Genomic DNA, 16,052 nt, shown 5'->3' on the forward strand with positions numbered 1-16,052 from the left:
AATGTCCACGCAGGGGATCATCTTATGTATGGCTAATGTCCACACAGGGGATCATCAGAATAAAATGCTATATTTCAGTCTGTTGAGGCGGAGACTTGAAGCGCAAGCTGGCGAATGATGGCGGCAGTCAGCCCCCAGACAAACTGCTGCCGATACCAGGACAGATAAACGCGGTGCGTTTGGCGCTGTCGCTCAATATCCAGTGGATAATAGCGCGCCAGCGAAAACGCATCGGTCAACGGCATTTCAAACAGTTCTGCCACCTCATCCGCATTGGGCACAACGCGAATATTGGCCGGTAACAGCCCAACCACGGGCGTGACCTGAAAGCCGCTGACACTGTCCAGTGGCGGCAGGGTGCCTAACACCTTCACGACCTCAGGGGCAATAGACACTTCCTCTTGGGCTTCGAGCAATGCCGTGGCGATGAGGCTGGCGTCGCTACTGTCTGCGGCACCGCCGGGGAAGGCAACTTGCCCGGCATGCTTACGCAGCGTGCTGGCGCGCCGGGTCAGCAACAGCGCCGGGGCATCGGTGTGGCACACAATCGGCACCAGCACAGCCGCTTTACGCACTTGGCGCACCGGTTTGGCCTGCGGTGCACGCTGCAACTGAAAGCGCGTGACGAAGTTCGACAAATCGTCAGTCAGCGGGGGGAATGGAAAGGTAACTAGCTGAATTACTGTACTCATAACCTGTGCGCCACGTTCAGAAGAGGAAGAGTTCGGCCCAGTTTATCCAGGGTTTCCTGGTATTCCGCCTGTTCCTGGCTGTCTGCCACGATACCACCGCCCGCCCAGCAGTGAAGCTGCCCCTGTTCTGCAATCAGAGTGCGAATGGTAATGCTGGTATCCATGGTGCCACAGACGCTGATATAACCAATGCTGCCACAATAGGCGTTGCGGCGATGCGGTTCCAGCTCTTCGATAATCTCCATAGCGCGAATTTTGGGCGCACCGGTGATGGATCCACCGGGAAAACAAGCGCGCAGCAAATCCGTGGCATGGCTGTTTTCCGGTAGCCTTGCTTCGATGGTACTGACCAGATGGTGCACTGCCGGAAACGGCTCAACGTGAAACAGAGCAGGCACCCGCACGCTGCCGGGTACGGTAACGCGACCAATATCATTACTCAGCAGATCGACGATCATTAAATTCTCTGCCCGATCTTTCTGCGAGGCAGCAAGCGCCGCGACCCGGCGCGCATCTTCCTGTGGATCGGCAGCGTCCCCTTGATGGGGCGTGTTTCAATGCGCTGGTTTTGTAACTGCAAGAAACGCTCTGGCGATACACTGATGATGCAATGCTCCGGCAAGCGGCTAAACGCAGAAAACGGGGCCCGATTGGCATCAGAGAGCGAGAGAAAAGCCTGCCATTCATCAGCGCGATAACCTGCGCTGAAGCGCTGTGCCAGGTTGACCTGATAGCAATCCCCCGCGCGCAGATAGGCTTGAATGTGTTGGAAGCGGATGCCGTACTCTTCCCGTGTCATATTGGACTGCCACGGGGTAGTCAGTTGGAAATCGCCAAGGGAAGTCACATTTGGCGGCGCGGATAACCAGGCCAGCCGCGCCTCATGGTTGTCATAGGTCACCAGCGTAAGCGTCTGCTGCTGGTGGTCGGCGATCAGCGCCCAGTCGTAGATGCCCACCGCCATGTCCGGCAGGTGGATATCTTGCTTTGCCTGTGACGGCAGTTTTTCGATACGTAGTCCGAGATCGTAACCAAACAGGCCAAACGCACCGCCTTGAAAAGGCATATCGGGATGCGTGTGCGCGGTGATTCCGGCTCGCGTCATCGCTTGGCGCACCAACAAGAAGGGATCTTGCGTGGATCGCTCTGTGCCCTCCGCGCGCGTGATGAGCGTCTCATCGTCCTGAGTGGTTAACGTTGCTAAGGGGTCGGCCACCATGATATCGAAACGGTTGTGTTGGTGATCGGCAAAACCGGAGTGCAGCAGCATGGCCCATGGTTGATGAGAAAAGCAGGCAAACAGATGCAGCTGCGCATCCGGCTGATAAGGCAGTCTGTGAAAATCAGGTAAACGAGAATCCATCGGTGTTATGTCATCGTGCAGGTGCTGATTAATATCGTCATTAGCGTTATGATGCGTGTTTATAGGCCACGCGAGTGCGTCAGCCTAGCACAATTCGCTTACGGCGTATAAGGAAGCTGACTGAATGTTTAATGATATGCCCCCTTTAACCCACTCGCAGCAGCAAGATGCGGTTGAACGTATTCAATCGCTGATGGTGCAAGGTATGAGCAGCGGAGAGGCCATCGCACTGGTTGCCGCTGATTTACGGCGGCAACATAGAAGTGACGAGGATGATTAAGCCCTAACACAGGCGCTTAGCGCACGCCTTTCAGAATGCACTACAGCGCGGCGATGGCCTTGATTTCCACTTTATATTTCGGGTTCATCAGACGCGCTTCTACAGTACAGCGTACCGGTGCCTGGCCTGCCACCACCCAGGCATCCCAGGCGGCATTTATGGCGCTAAAGTCTGCTGCGTCAGCAAGGAAAATCGTCACATCCAGCAGACGCGTTTTGTCTGAACCATTCTGACTCTGGATGGCATCAAGCTGTGCCAGGGTGCTTTCGGTTTGCGCCTCGGCATCGGCATCCAGATTCTCCGGCACGCTAGTGTAGTAAAGGGTGCTGTTATGAATTACGGCATCAGACCAGCGGGCTTCTGGTTGAATTCTGATAATGTCTGTCATTGGATGTCTCCCTGTATCAATCCTAAAAGATAAAAATTGTTTTGCAGCCTACCATGATTCTGCAGGGTGAGGCGATGCGATCGCGATGCAGGGTGGCTGCCGGGGCAGACACAGGGCATAATTGGGCAATGGCTTCACCGCATCCCTTCCAGTTTTGGTTGTGGCAATTGGGCAGTGACAAATAGAGAGCGTGTGTGACAAAACATTCCGTACAGGACGATTTTTCTCCCGAAGGCCCCCTGGCGCGAGCCATTGACGGTTTTAAACCGCGTGAACCTCAGCGCGATATGGCTGCTGTGGTAGAGCGTGCCATTGTCGAACAACACGCGCTGGTGGTGGAAGCGGGCACCGGGACCGGCAAAACCTATGCTTATTTGGTTCCGGCGCTGCGTTCCGAACGCAAGGTCATTGTCTCCACGGGTTCGAAAGCCCTTCAGGACCAGCTTTTTTCACGTGATTTGCCGCGCATCGCCACCGCCTTGGGTTACGCCGGGCAGGTCGCGTTGCTCAAAGGCCGATCGAACTATCTGTGTATCGAGCGGCTGGAGCAACAATCACTGGCTGGTGGCGATCTGAGCGGTGAAGCGTTGAGCGAACTGGTACGTTTGCGGGGATGGTCATCGGCCACGATGGACGGTGACATCAGTACCTGCACCGACGTGGCGGAGGATAGCGCGGTGTGGCCGTTAGTCACCAGCACCAATGACAACTGTCTGGGGAGCGATTGCCCGCATTATAAAAAATGCTTCGTGGTCAAAGCGCGGCGTAAGGCGATGGAATCCGATGTCGTAGTGGTTAACCATCACCTCTATCTGGCCGATATGGTGGTCAAAGAGAGCGGGTTTGCTGAGCTGATCCCGGATAGCGATGTGGTTATTTTCGATGAAGCGCATCAGATCCCCGATATCGCCAGCCACTACTTTGGTCAGCAGCTCACCAGCTGTCAATTGCTCGATCTGGAGAAAGATATCATTATCGCGTATCGCACCGAAGTGCGCGATGCGGCTCAACTGCAAAAATCCGCCGATCTCTTATCGCAAAGCACACAGGATTTTCGGCTGGCACTGGGGGAGCCCGGTTTTCGCGGCAACCTGCGTGATGTGCTGGCGCAGCCCTCGCTGCAACGCGCGCTGCTGTTGCTTGATGATGCGCTTGAACTCTGCTATGACGTTGCCAAACTGTCGCTCGGGCGCTCGGCGCTGCTGGATGCAGCCTTTGAACGCGCTACCCTGTATCGCGCTCGTCTCAAGCGGCTACAGGACGTGCAACAGGCCGGTTACAGTTATTGGTATGAATGTAATGCGCGGCACTTTGTGCTGGCGCTGACCCCACTCTCCGTGGCAGACCGTTTTCGTGAGCTGATGCAAGAGAAGAAGGCCGCGTGGATATTTACCTCGGCGACGCTGTCAGTCAATGACCGGGTCGAACACTTTACCGAGCGTTTGGGATTGGGCCATGCCCAATCCATGCTGCTGCCGAGCCCGTTTAATTATGCGCAGCAGACGCTGCTTTGCGTGCCGCGTTTTCTGCCGGAGATGCAGCAACGCGGTGCGGCACAACGGTTGGCCACTCAGTTGCGTCCACTCATTGAGGCGAATCGCGGCCGTTGCTTTATGTTGTGTACCTCGCACCAAATGATGCGCGATCTGGCCGCAGAGTTCCGCGCCTCACTTACACTGCCCGTGTTGCTTCAGGGCGAAACCAGCAAGGCGCAACTGTTAGCGCAGTTTGTCTCTGCGGGGAATGCGTTGCTGGTGGCGACCAGCAGCTTCTGGGAAGGGGTGGATGTACGCGGTGATGCGCTCTCTTGTGTGATTATCGATAAACTGCCGTTTACCTCGCCAGATGACCCGTTGCTGAAAGCGCGTATCGAAGATTGCCGCCTGCGCGGCGGCGATCCGTTTGACGAGGTACAACTGCCCGATGCGGTCATCACCCTGAAACAAGGGGTGGGGCGTTTGATTCGCGATGTGGACGATCGCGGCGTTATCGTTATCTGCGATAACCGTCTGGTGATGCGTCCTTACGGTAAAACCTTTCTGCAAAGTCTGCCGCCCGCAGCCCGCACGCGCGATCTGGCGCAAGCGATCCGTTTTCTTTCCCGCACCGAGGCGGTGTGATGCCTCGGAGTAATTCCATTCGCGGTGTGCTATTCTAGGCCTCGTTATTTTGTTTCCCTGCCTGAGGTCGGCATGTCTACGCGAATTTTAGCGCTTGATACTGCGACGGAAGCCTGTTCCGTTGCACTCTGGAATGATGGTCAAATTTTCTCCCTGTATGAAGTATGTCCCCGTGAGCATACCCAACGCGTGTTGCCGATGGTGCAACAGGTGCTGGCTGAAACCGGTGTGGCGTTGAACAGTCTGGATGCGCTGGCATTTGGCCAAGGCCCCGGCAGTTTTACCGGTGTACGAATCGGTATTGGTATTGCTCAGGGGCTGGCGTTAGGCGCAGATTTGCCGATGCTGGGTATCTCCACGCTCGCCACGATGGCGCAAGGAGCCTGGCGTCGCACGGGGGCAACGCGCGTGCTGGCGGCGATTGACGCCCGCATGGGGGAGGTCTATTGGGCCGAATATCAGCGTGATGTTGATGGCAACTGGCAGGGCGACGAACATGAAGCCGTGCTGACGCCACAGCAGGTACTGGAGCGTACCCTATTGCTGCGCGGTGACTGGGCGACCGTTGGAACCGGGTGGGAGGCGTATCCGACACTGGCTGCCCACGCGGAGATAGTTCTGACGCCGGGCGATATGCTGCTGCCACAGGCGCAGGATATGCTGCCGCTGGCGTGCCATCAGTGGCAGTCAGGTAACGCGGTCGCCGTTGCCGATGCCTTGCCGCGTTATCTGCGCAACAATGTCACCTGGAAAAAATTACCCGGTCGCGCCTGATAACCGCGCAACTTATTGCATTACTGCCTACTCTAATGAGTAGGTAATGGCAAAGGGATCAGTATTATGGCGATTTCTTATTGGTCAAAACAGGTGACGTTCGCGGCGCTGGCACTCTTGCTGGCAGGCTGCTCCTCGATTCCTGAATCCATCCAGAGCAGTTCAGAAAGACCGTACGACCGTTTGTCGCAAATCAAGTTGATGCCCCAGATGGCCTTGGGCCAGGAGGCGCGTCTCGGCGGTCGCGTTGTGGCCGTGCATAACGAAAATGACAAAACCCGACTGGTGATTGTCAGCCTGCCGCTGGATCGCTGGGCGCGGCCCCAGTTGAAGAGCGTTTCGGAAGGGCGATTTATTGCCAATGTCAAAGGCTTCCTTGAACCTCTCGATTTTCAGGGGCGACTGGTGACGTTAGTGGGTTCGGTCGTGGAGATGGAGCAAGGTCAGATAGGCAGCAGGCCTTATCGCTTTGTGGTGATCAATGTGACGGGTTATCAACGCTGGAATGAAACGCAGCAGGTCATCTTGCCGCCCGGCGCGGCCGATCCGTGGGGGTGGGATTGGCGTTACCGGCGGGGTTGGGGCTTTGGCAATGACTGGGGCCCGGCACGTATCGAGACCATCGTGACACAATAAATGACGGTTTTTCTCTCGCGGAAAAACGCAGAACAACGAGGCGACGCAGGTCGCCTCATTTTTTTGATACATATGATTAACAATAAGGCGTGATCGAACTCTCAACCTCGATATTGTCTCAGCAGCAACTGGTAAGCCGAGTTAAAATAATGTTAATTAAACGAGCGGTGGGAGAATCATCATGCCACTAAAAAAATACCTTGGGAGTGATACTTTGGAGAAAATCTGGTTAACGCGTTATCCGGCAAACGTGCCCGCCGAAATTAATCCGGATAACTATACGTCGTTGGTCGATCTTTTTGAAAATGCGGTTGCCCGATATGCAGACCTGCCCGCATTTATTAACATGGGTGAGGTAATGACTTTCCGCAAGTTGGAAGAGCGTAGCCGCGCGTTTGCCGCTTATTTGCAAAACCAGCTCCATCTGTAAAAGGGCGATCGTGTGGCACTGATGATGCCGAACCTGTTGCAATATCCGGTCGCGTTGTTTGGCATTTTGCGCGCCGGCCTGGTGGTGGTTAACGTCAATCCTCTTTATACGCCGCGTGAACTGGAACACCAGTTGAAAGACAGCGGCGCAACCGCCATTGTCATTGTGTCCAACTTCGCGCATACGCTGGAAAAGGTGGTGTATAATACCGACGTTAAACATGTGATCTTGACGCGCATGGGCGATCAACTCTCCACCGCGAAAGGGACGCTGGTCAACAAGCGTCTGGTGCCGAAATACCATCTGCCGGATGCCATCTCGTTTCGCAGTGCTCTGCAACAAGGACGGCGACTTCAGTATATCAAACCACAAATCGTGAATGCCGATCTGGCATTTTTGCAATACACCGGCGGTACCACCGGGTTGTCGAAAGGCGCGATGCTGACACACCGGAATATGCAGGCGAACCTGGCACAGGCGAAAGCTGCTTATGGTCCGGTGTTGCAAGAGCGCCATGAATTGGTGGTCACCATGCTGCCGCTCTACCACATCTTTGCGTTGACGGTAAACTGCCTGCTGTTTGTTGAACTGGGTGGGCAGAACCTGCTGATCACCAATCCGCGTGATATTCCGGCGGTGGTGAAAGAACTCGGTAAATACCCGTTTACGGCGGTCACGGGTGTTAACACCTTGTTTAACGCGCTGCTGAATAACAAGGCCTTCCATGAGCTGGATTTTTCTACGCTGCGTTTGTCGGTGGGGGGCGGCGCCTCGGTGCAGCAATCGGTGGCGGAGCGGTGGGAAAAGTTGACGGGAAAACACCTGCTGGAAGGCTACGGCCTGACGGAAAGCTCACCGCTGGTGGCGGGCAACCCCTATGATTTAAAATACTACATCGGCAGCATCGGTCTGCCGGTGCCGTCCACCGATGTGCGCATCGTGGATGACGAGGGGCAAGATGTGGCGCCGGGCGAATCGGGTGAACTGTGGGTGAAAGGTCCGCAGGTGATGCTAGGCTACTGGCAGCAATCGGCCGCGACCCAAGAGGTGCTGAAAGAGGGGTGGCTGGCGACCGGCGATATTGTCACGGCAGATGAAGAGGGGTTTCTGCGCGTGATTGATCGCAAAAAAGACATGATTCTGGTGTCGGGGTTTAACGTTTATCCGACAGAAATTGAGGAAGTGATTGCGCACCATCCAAAAGTGTCCGAGGCGGCGGTGATCGGTGTGGAAAGCGAGCTGAGCGGTGAAGCGGTTAAAGCCTACGTTGTGGCCCGTAACAGCAGCCTGAGCAAAGATGAATTGATCAGCCATTGCTGCCGTAATCTGACCGCCTACAAAGTGCCAAAACTGGTGGAGTTTGTGAAAGAATTGCCGAAATCCAATGTGGGAAAAATTCTGCGGCGCGAGTTACGTGCCGACAATGGCAAACAAAAGTCACCCGATGAAGGTGTCGCAAAGGTTTCCTGATTTATCAATAAAACGTCTGCCAGATCGCAGCAAGACAGGTTATCATAGCAAAAGGTTAACAACGCCGGTTATACCGGCGTTGTTTTTGCAGTAGCCGACAGTTAAAAACAAGAGAACACGTTTTGAATTATCAGTTAATCAGCGACAACAATGGCCTGGAACAGGTTTGTCAGCAGGCGCGTCAGCACACGCAGGTCGCGCTGGATACCGAATTTGTCCGCACTCGCACCTATTATCCGCAGTTGGGTCTTATCCAGCTTTTTGACGGTGAAACCCTCTCTCTGATCGATCCCCTCACTATCAGTGCGTGGCAGCCGTTTGTGGCGCTGTTGCAGGATGCGCAGGTGACCAAGTTCCTGCACGCCAGCAGTGAAGATCTTGAGGTGTTTCTTAATGCGTTTGGCGTGTTGCCGCATCCGTTTATCGATACACAGATTTTGGCTGCCTTTCTCGGTAAGCCCTTGTCGTATGGATTTGCTGCATTAGTGGCAGATTATCAAGGTGTGATGTTGGATAAGACTGAATCGCGTACCGACTGGCTGGTTCGTCCGTTGACTGAGAAACAGTGTGACTATGCCGCCGCAGATGTCTTCTATCTGTTGCCGATGGTTGAGAAGATTGTAGCCGAAACGCGTGAAGCCGGATGGCTGGACGCGGCGTTGTATGAATGCCGGTTACTGTGTCAGTGTAAACAGGATATCCTCGCGCCGGAACTTGCCTATCGTGAATTTGGTAACGCCTGGCAACTGCGTGGTAAGCAACTGGCTTGCCTGCAACTGCTTGCTCAGTGGCGGCTGAATCTGGCGCGCCAGCGCGACAGCTCAGTCAACTTTGTGGTACGGGAAGAAAATTTGCTTCAGGTGGCGCGCTGCATGCCGTCCTCGTTGGGCGAGTTGAGTGCACTTGGGCTGAGCGGCCCGGAAATCCGTTATCATGGTAAAACACTGCTCGATATTGTCGCCCAAGCCAATGCGCTGCCGGAATCCCAGTACCCCGCGCCGATCGTGAACCTGATCGATTACCCGGGCTATAAGCGCGTGTTTAAAGACATCAAAACTCTGGTGACGCAGGTGAGTGAACGTAGCGGACTTTCTGCTGAGTTACTGGCATCACGTCGTCAGATCAACCGCTTGTTGAATTGGCATTGGAAGCTGTTTGCTCAGGAGGGCTCGGTACCTGAAATGTTGAACGGCTGGAGAGCCGAACTGTTCGCTGCGCCGCTACGCGATTTGTTGACTCGCGAAGGGTAATAGCAGAATAACCCCCACATGGTGCGGGGGTTATTTAATTCCTTGGACTCATTTAGCGGGTTCTTCCGGTTCTGGCAGGGTGACGTTAAGTTCAAGCACGGAGATATCATCCCCTTTTTGCTCCAACTGAACCGTCACCATTTCCGGGTCAATCTGTACGTATTTACAGATCACCGCCAAAATATCCCGCTTTAACTGTGGCAAATAATGTGGCTCACTGTCGCCACGGCGGCGTTCCGAAACGATAATTTGCAGCCGATCCTTGGCAATATTCGCGGTGTTTTTTTTGCGGGACAGAAAGAAGTCGAGTAAGGCCATAATTTATCCCCCAAAAAGGCGTTTAAGAAAACTCTTTTTCTCTTCCTCAATGAAACGATAGGGACGATCTTCACCCAGCAAGCGATCGACGGTGTCAGCGTAGGCTTTTCCTGCGTCGGAAGCGATATCAAGGATCACCGGTTCCCCCTGGTTTGATGCACGCAGTACGGACTGATCTTCGGGGATAACTCCAACCAGCGAAATACGAAGGATCTCCAGTACATCTTCCATGCTTAACATATCACCGCGGCTAACGCGGCCTGGATTGTAACGGGTGAGCAGCAGGTGCTCTTTAATCGCATCCTGACCACGTTCGGCCCGGCGTGATTTGGAAGCGAGGATACCAAGAATGCGGTCAGAGTCGCGCACCGATGACACTTCCGGGTTGGTGGTAATAATGGCTTCGTCGGCAAAATAGAGCGCCATCAATGCACCCGTTTCAATCCCGGCCGGGGAGTCACAGATGATAAAATCAAACTCCATTTCTGCCAGCGTATCCAACACTTTTTCCACGCTTTCGCACGTCAGCGCATCTTTGTCGCGGGTTTGTGACGCGGGCAGGATATAGAGATTTTCCGTGCGCTTATCTTTGATTAATGCCTGATTCAGCGTGGCATCTCCTTGAATCACATTGACGAAATCGTAGACCACGCGGCGCTCGCATCCCATGATGAGATCGAGGTTACGCAGCCCAATATCGAAGTCGATAACAACCGTCTTTTTACCTTTCTGGGCTAAACCGGTAGCAATGGCCGCGCTTGAAGTAGTCTTACCAACGCCCCCTTTACCCGATGTAACAACAATAATGCGTGCCATAAATAGTTCCTTGTTAAAGGGCTTAGTCTAGAGGTTGTATGGTTAAATCGTTTGCGAGTTGGTCGAGCTTCAGACGCACGGCCTTCCCGAAATGGGCCGCTGGGATCTTGTCACTGAGCCAGTAGAGCCCGGCGATGGATACCAGTTCGGCTGCAAGATGCGTACAGAAGATTTGGCTCTGCACATCACCCGAGACGCCCGCCAGCGCTCGTCCCCGCATCATGCCGTAAATATGGATATTGCCATCGGCGATCACTTCTGCACCTGCGCTGACGCTGCTCAGTACGATTAAGTCGCCCTCTCTGGCATAAATCTGCTGGCCGGAACGAACCGGCGCGGTAATCACTTTGGTTTTGGCTATTGCAGGTGAAACGGGAATAGGTTCAGGTGCCCGAAGCGGCGACTTGCCTTCATTTAACAGCGGCAATCTCGCCTTGATAATGGCTTTTTTAAGTACCTCGTCCTTACATCCGCTCACACCCACCACGTGTAATCCTGTAGAAATAATAGCGTGCTGGATAGATAACCAGTCTATTTCGTCCGTCAGGGCGGCAACATTAATAACCACAGGTGCATTTTTTAAAAATGCGGGAGCCTGCTCGATCTTTTCCTGTAATGCTTTAATAATTACCTCGGGTTGCGACTCATACAAATGAACAACCGATAAGGTAAAATTGCTGCCTTTTAACTCAATTGGCGTTTGTGACATCTATCCTGACTCTGTTTCAGCCTGTTAAATCCCTAGATTTGCATGGTAACATGATATTCCAGAGTGCTGTAAGCATGTTATAGTCACAATTATATATAGGCAAGATGACATTCCCATCTAATCGAGTAAAAAAATGTTTTGTGTGATCTATCGAAGCGCCAAACGCGATCAAACCTACCTCTATGTTGATAAAAAAGACGATTTTTCCCGCGTGCCGGAAGCGCTGATGAAAAGTTTTGGCACTCCGCAGTTGGTGATGCAATTACCGCTTGATGGCAGCAAAAAATTAGCGTCAGCCGACATTGAAAAAGTAAAGCAGGCGCTTAAGGACGAAGGTTTTTATCTGCAAATACCGCCGCCTCCTGAGAATTTGTTATCTGTTCATCACAACGTCAGCAAATAATGTGGCGCCGTGTTTGGGATGAAAATTCGGTTTTTTCTTAACCGGTTGTCGCACCTAATTGCGTCGCTCAGGCGTCGTGCTCGTGCCTAACGGCGCTTAAAAAGTATGATCTGGCGTTGAATTCTTTACTTATATTTTTCCGCATTACCGCCTATAGGCTTGTTTTATCGGCGCAGAGACGTATAAATAAACGCCCTGGCGTAAATGGATACCTACCTGTTTACCTGATGTACTGGGTATCTGAGCGTGATTTTCAACTGACAGGGCAGGAGATATCCATGAACCAACACAGAGACTGGCAGGGCGCACTGCTCGATTTCCCGGTAAATAAAGTGGTTTGTGTCGGCAGTAACTACGCAGACCACATCAAAGAAATGGGAAACTCGGTCGCCCCTGAACCCGTGCTATTTATCAAACCTGAGACCGCACTATGCGATCTGCGCCAACCGGTGGCTATTCCGAAAAACCTGGGCTCGGTGCATCACGAAGTTGAATTGGCGGTGCTGATTGGCACGCCGCTTAAGCAGGCGAATGAAGAGCGCGTGGCGCGCGCGATTGCCGGTTACGGTGTCGTGCTGGATTTGACGCTGCGTGACATTCAGTCCGAATGCAAAAAGGCCGGTCGCCCATGGGAAAAGGCCAAAGGGTTTGATGGCGCTTGCCCGATTTCGGGGTTTATTCCCGTCGTCGAGTTTGGCGATCCGCAGCAGACGGATTTAGGCGTGAAAGTGAATGATTAAATCCGCCAACAGGGCAACACGCGCGATATGATCACGCCCATTATGCCATTGATTGCTTATATGAGCCGCTTTTTCACGCTGCGCGGGGGTGATGTGATCCTGACCGGAACCCCAGCAGGCGTTGGCCCGATTGTATCCGGCGATATGCTGACCATCACCATCAACGATCGCAGTCTCTCCACGCGGATTATCTGATCTTTCTCTGACCCGTTCCCGTTGGGAACGGGTAAAGAGCTTGCTTCACCTCTCTAAATCCGTTATATACCCGTCATACTTTAAGTTGCAAATGCGTTGGCTACGCTCACTCACCCGAATCACTTACTTGAGTAAGCTCATCGGGTTTCCTCACTTGCTGCGTTACGAGACTCATAAATGAGCCTCGCCCTAAAGGGCCAGCGCAAGCGCTGTTCAAAACGTAAACGTTTTGTCCTGCAACTCGAATTATTTAGGGTATACCCCTCCTGCACGTTGCAGGTGTGGTTGGCGGGGCATTTGTGCGTTGCCAGATAACATAAAGATTGATGAGATACTGTGCATGAGCGAACGTGATTTTTGGCAGCAAAAAACCTTGTCTGAAATGTCCGATCAAGAGTGGGAGTCTCTGTGTGATGGCTGCGGTCAGTGCTGTTTGCATAAACTCATTGATGAAGACACGGAAGAACTCTACTTCACCAACGTCGCCTGTAATCAGTTAAACATCAAAACCTGCCAATGCCGCAACTATGAGAGGCGATTTGAGTATAAGCCGGATTGCATCAAACTAACGCGGGAAAACCTGCTCTCATTCGACTGGTTGCCCGCTACCTGCGCTTATCGATTGATTGACGAAGGCAAGGGCCTACCCGACTGGCATCCGCTGCGATCAGGTAACAAAGCGCTGATGCACAGTGAACGCATCTCCGTGCGTCACATTGCGGTGTGTGAAACTGAGGTTGTCGATTGGCAGGATCATATCCTGAATAAACCGGAGTGGGCGCGGTAAGTATTGTTGTGCTGCGTTTTTGATTGTTGTTATTAACAATCTCCAATTCCTGTAAACGCTGCATATCATTTGCGCTGCGGTGAAGGATTCCGGCACGTTTTGAAATCTCGTTCCCTGCTTCACTGAGAGAGCCTGGGGCTTACCCATCGCTTACTTTACCATTCCTCGCCGTCAGCCGCGACATAAAACGATCGGTGCGTATTCTGACAAACTCACGCAGGTGGACATCATTCTGACGCTGTTTACCCATCCCGTATAAGCCCTCTGGCTTTTCAATGTCTGAATCACCGCTTGTGTGAACGTAGTGGCTTCTTTGCCACACTCCGTTATAGGCAGACGTTGCAGGAGTTGAGAGGTGGGTTTGCTTATTATGTCAGTTCATATAATGATCCGACTACCGCCGTGAGAAATAAGAACTATGTCATAAGGAACCATATTTTTTTCTTGATAATAACGATGATGGTTTCTGGATGCGCTGTCGAAAATTTTGATCCGAATAAATCCCGTATCAATCGATCTTCCGGGGTAATGCCTGGTCAATACGAAAAGCTAACTAAATCGCAATGGGCGGCCATCATGTCAGGAGAACGACCTGATTGGGATACGGGATATGAGGGCTCATCGTATTTTCGTTGGTAAATTTCATTTTTGAATCGTATGGTCCGATACGAAAACCCGACAGCAGTGCCGGTTTTAGCGTTTCTGTCTTCGGGCTACATTTCCCCTGCCTGAATCCTATGGCGCATGATTCTAATTACGGGCAGTAATTCGTGGTTCAGTGACTTGTCGTTGTGGTGAATGAAGTATCTTTCTCAATCTAAGACCTGGCGAGCTAGGCCAGCGTCAGGATGGCGCTGTGGTATCAAGACTATTGAATCGACACGAGGAATAGTATGAAAAACGCAAAGGTATGCAGCCGGTTAGCCGTTGTTCTTGCTCTAATGGCCAGTTCAACATCATTGATGGGAGCGGGCAAGAACACAGTCAGTGAGCAGGATCTTGCTCAGGCGTCTGTCATTACGCTGAACGCCACGACGGTTAACGGTTTTGTGAGTATCGCCAGAGGCCGTAATTGTGTAGTTCAGGGGGAAAATGATGTTCCCACCCTGTTACCGTGCCCCGAGGCATCAAAAACTGCACCCATTACTACGACCTTCAATATCATTGAACTCAGTCAGGATTGGTGCCTGGCTGATAACGGGATTGGCCCTGTGGTTAAGCGATGCGATCTTAAGGATCCCGCTCAGCATTGGGATGCGCTGACCGCGGGACCTACCCACGTTAAAAATATTGAGACAAAAAGATGCCTGACGTCAGTGGGACTTGATAAACAACTTAAATTGCAAAGCTGCACGGGTTCTTTTGCGCAGACATGGGCTCTGCCAAAGTAAGCAACTGAGGTCAAGTTTACATTTAGGCTCACTTCGGTGGGCTTTTTCTTTTCCTGTAAATCTAACCACTGCCGGAACGTCGCCAAAGGCGTGGCAGTCAGATGAAAAATAGTGTAGAGCGGTTATTAAAGGAAAAATGTTATTAAAGCCTGTGCGTGCTCATACATAAAAAAATCAAATAAATATATAGCAGTTGGGGTTGTGTAGAACACGTTGTAATCTCTGTATCGTTTGTTCGTTGAGCGGATTTTTTTCAATATGGATTACCGTGTTTCTCGGTAACCATGTAATGCATGCCAGTAATGTTTGTAAGTTGTTATTGCTCAAATCCAAATATTTAATACTTTTTGGTAAATAGTCAGGTAAAGTGATTAATTAATTGTGTCCGAGGTTAAGGTATTAAATGGAGTCAGGGAATTCGCAGGATCTTGATTTCAGTTTGTTATTGTTTAAATTTAGATTCTGAGAAAGTTTTGGTAATTCATCTGGTATTATATCAATTTTATTGTTGCTTAGATCTATGTGGTGAAGGTTGGCAGGAAGGATTCTAACCTCAACTTCTATCTGATTGTAACTAACGTCTAGCCGTGTAATCGACAACGGTAAGTTTTCCGGAAACGCTTTTAAGCTGTTACCAGACAAAATCAAGTCAGACAGGTCTTCAGGAAAATGAGTGGGTAGACGATAGATTTCATTATTACAAGCATGCAGTTGCCGAAGGTTTGTTGGTAAGTGTTTAGGTAACCAGGCAATTTTATTATTATTTAAGGTAAGTACTGTAATGTGTTCAGGGAGAATATCGGGCATTGAGCTGAGGTTAAGGTTGCTCAAGTCAAGGGCGTTAGCATTTATTTCCAAACAATCTTGCATTCTTACCACCGCAATGTCCCTTTGTTCCCCTTCTCCTTGCGCTGCGCCTTTCTCCTATGCTGACCAGATGGTATGGTACTGGTTTTTGCTAGGCGGAATTGATGTAATTTGAGATGTGTGACCTGAATAAATGGGATCAATAGACTGCGTGGGGTCTGATTGTAAAACCGAATGCTGGGGATTACTGCTACTGGCTGGTATCATGATTCACTCTACTATCTAAGGTAGTTAAAGGTGTTATTCGAAGAAAGTAAAAGATTGCTGATTTTTATGTGTTTTTAATAAAAAAACTTAGGGCCGATATGGTTAGTTTTATTGACGGTTTTATTCAGTTTCAGTATGGTTTTTACAGATAAAGGATTTTGGTTGAGATGAATCTCTGTGTCTTTCGACATGTCAAAAATATTTTTTTGCAGCGAC

General features: G+C 51.5%; 14 protein-coding genes and 3 pseudogenes. 10 read left to right on the forward strand and 7 right to left on the reverse strand.

Annotated elements, in window-relative coordinates:
• Positions 1 to 74: 74 nt before the first annotated feature.
• The gene (locus tag CS369_RS10395) at positions 75 to 692 is read right to left on the reverse strand and encodes a CoA pyrophosphatase (protein ID WP_196907023.1); all 618 of its coding nucleotides are present in this window, start codon (positions 690 to 692) and stop codon (positions 75 to 77) included.
• A pseudogene (gene pabB, locus CS369_RS10400) lies at positions 689 to 2,055 on the reverse strand (aminodeoxychorismate synthase component 1). Before pabB ends, CS369_RS10395 begins: the two are co-directional and overlap by 4 nt.
• Positions 2,056 to 2,179: 124 nt before the next feature.
• Between pabB and CS369_RS10405 the strand changes: the two are divergent.
• The gene (locus CS369_RS10405) at positions 2,180 to 2,335 is read left to right on the forward strand and encodes a YoaH family protein (protein ID WP_196907024.1); all 156 of its coding nucleotides are present in this window, start codon (positions 2,180 to 2,182) and stop codon (positions 2,333 to 2,335) included.
• A 40-nt stretch (positions 2,336 to 2,375) separates the two neighbouring features.
• Here CS369_RS10405 and CS369_RS10410 read toward each other — a convergent pair whose 3' ends face one another.
• Positions 2,376 to 2,723, reverse strand: coding sequence for a RidA family protein (locus CS369_RS10410; protein WP_196907025.1), 348 nt, complete (start codon positions 2,721 to 2,723; stop codon positions 2,376 to 2,378).
• A 194-nt stretch (positions 2,724 to 2,917) separates the two neighbouring features.
• Between CS369_RS10410 and CS369_RS10415 the strand changes: the two genes are divergently transcribed.
• The 5 genes and pseudogenes from CS369_RS10415 to rnd all read left to right on the forward strand — a co-directional run bounded on the left by CS369_RS10415 (position 2,918) and on the right by rnd (position 9,403).
• The gene (locus CS369_RS10415; protein ID WP_196907026.1) at positions 2,918 to 4,843 is read left to right on the forward strand and encodes an ATP-dependent DNA helicase; all 1,926 of its coding nucleotides are present in this window, start codon (positions 2,918 to 2,920) and stop codon (positions 4,841 to 4,843) included.
• Between the two features lie 72 nt (positions 4,844 to 4,915).
• Positions 4,916 to 5,617 (forward strand): tRNA (adenosine(37)-N6)-threonylcarbamoyltransferase complex dimerization subunit type 1 TsaB, encoded by a 702-nt coding sequence (gene tsaB, locus CS369_RS10420; RefSeq protein ID WP_196907027.1) that lies wholly within the window; start codon positions 4,916 to 4,918, stop codon positions 5,615 to 5,617.
• A 66-nt stretch (positions 5,618 to 5,683) separates the two neighbouring features.
• Complete coding sequence (locus CS369_RS10425; RefSeq protein WP_196907028.1) at positions 5,684 to 6,253, forward strand: Slp family lipoprotein; 570 nt, start codon at positions 5,684 to 5,686, stop codon at positions 6,251 to 6,253.
• Between the two features lie 214 nt (positions 6,254 to 6,467).
• Positions 6,468 to 8,153 (forward strand): annotated as a pseudogene (fadD, locus tag CS369_RS10430) (long-chain-fatty-acid--CoA ligase FadD).
• A 122-nt stretch (positions 8,154 to 8,275) separates the two neighbouring features.
• Positions 8,276 to 9,403: a ribonuclease D gene (rnd, locus tag CS369_RS10435; RefSeq protein WP_196907029.1), complete on the forward strand. Its 1,128-nt coding sequence runs from the start codon at positions 8,276 to 8,278 to the stop codon at positions 9,401 to 9,403.
• 48 nt (positions 9,404 to 9,451) lie between these two features.
• Here the strand turns inward: rnd and minE are convergent, their stop codons facing one another.
• Genes minE through minC form a run of 3 tightly spaced genes read right to left on the reverse strand, consistent with a single transcriptional unit; the run spans position 9,452 to position 11,246 of the window.
• Positions 9,452 to 9,721 carry a cell division topological specificity factor MinE gene (minE, locus tag CS369_RS10440; RefSeq protein ID WP_196907030.1) on the reverse strand — a complete coding sequence of 90 codons (270 nt, stop codon included), beginning with the start codon at positions 9,719 to 9,721 and terminating at the stop codon, positions 9,452 to 9,454.
• A 3-nt stretch (positions 9,722 to 9,724) separates the two neighbouring features.
• Positions 9,725 to 10,537, reverse strand: a complete 813-nt coding sequence (gene minD / locus CS369_RS10445; protein WP_196907031.1) for a septum site-determining protein MinD — start codon at positions 10,535 to 10,537, stop codon at positions 9,725 to 9,727.
• A 22-nt stretch (positions 10,538 to 10,559) separates the two neighbouring features.
• Complete coding sequence (gene minC / locus CS369_RS10450; RefSeq protein WP_196907032.1) at positions 10,560 to 11,246, reverse strand: septum site-determining protein MinC; 687 nt, start codon at positions 11,244 to 11,246, stop codon at positions 10,560 to 10,562.
• A gap of 133 nt (positions 11,247 to 11,379) precedes the next feature.
• On the opposite strand from minC, the gene CS369_RS10455 reads away from it, so the two are divergent.
• The 4 genes and pseudogenes from CS369_RS10455 to CS369_RS10470 all read left to right on the forward strand — a co-directional run bounded on the left by CS369_RS10455 (position 11,380) and on the right by CS369_RS10470 (position 14,762).
• Positions 11,380 to 11,649, forward strand: a complete 270-nt coding sequence (locus tag CS369_RS10455; protein WP_196907033.1) for a YcgL domain-containing protein — start codon at positions 11,380 to 11,382, stop codon at positions 11,647 to 11,649.
• 278 nt (positions 11,650 to 11,927) lie between these two features.
• A pseudogene (locus CS369_RS10460) lies at positions 11,928 to 12,584 on the forward strand (fumarylacetoacetate hydrolase family protein).
• A gap of 340 nt (positions 12,585 to 12,924) precedes the next feature.
• Positions 12,925 to 13,371: a YcgN family cysteine cluster protein gene (locus CS369_RS10465; RefSeq protein ID WP_196907034.1), complete on the forward strand. Its 447-nt coding sequence runs from the start codon at positions 12,925 to 12,927 to the stop codon at positions 13,369 to 13,371.
• 893 nt (positions 13,372 to 14,264) lie between these two features.
• Positions 14,265 to 14,762, forward strand: coding sequence for an RICIN domain-containing protein (locus CS369_RS10470; protein ID WP_196907035.1), 498 nt, complete (start codon positions 14,265 to 14,267; stop codon positions 14,760 to 14,762).
• Positions 14,763 to 15,161: 399 nt separating this feature from the next.
• Here CS369_RS10470 and CS369_RS10475 read toward each other — a convergent pair whose 3' ends face one another.
• Positions 15,162 to 15,632, reverse strand: a complete 471-nt coding sequence (locus CS369_RS10475; RefSeq protein ID WP_196907036.1) for a hypothetical protein — start codon at positions 15,630 to 15,632, stop codon at positions 15,162 to 15,164.
• Positions 15,633 to 16,052 lie beyond the last annotated feature (420 nt).

The organism is Candidatus Symbiopectobacterium sp. 'North America' (assembly GCF_015762685.1).
Taxonomy (GTDB): domain Bacteria; phylum Pseudomonadota; class Gammaproteobacteria; order Enterobacterales; family Enterobacteriaceae; genus Symbiopectobacterium.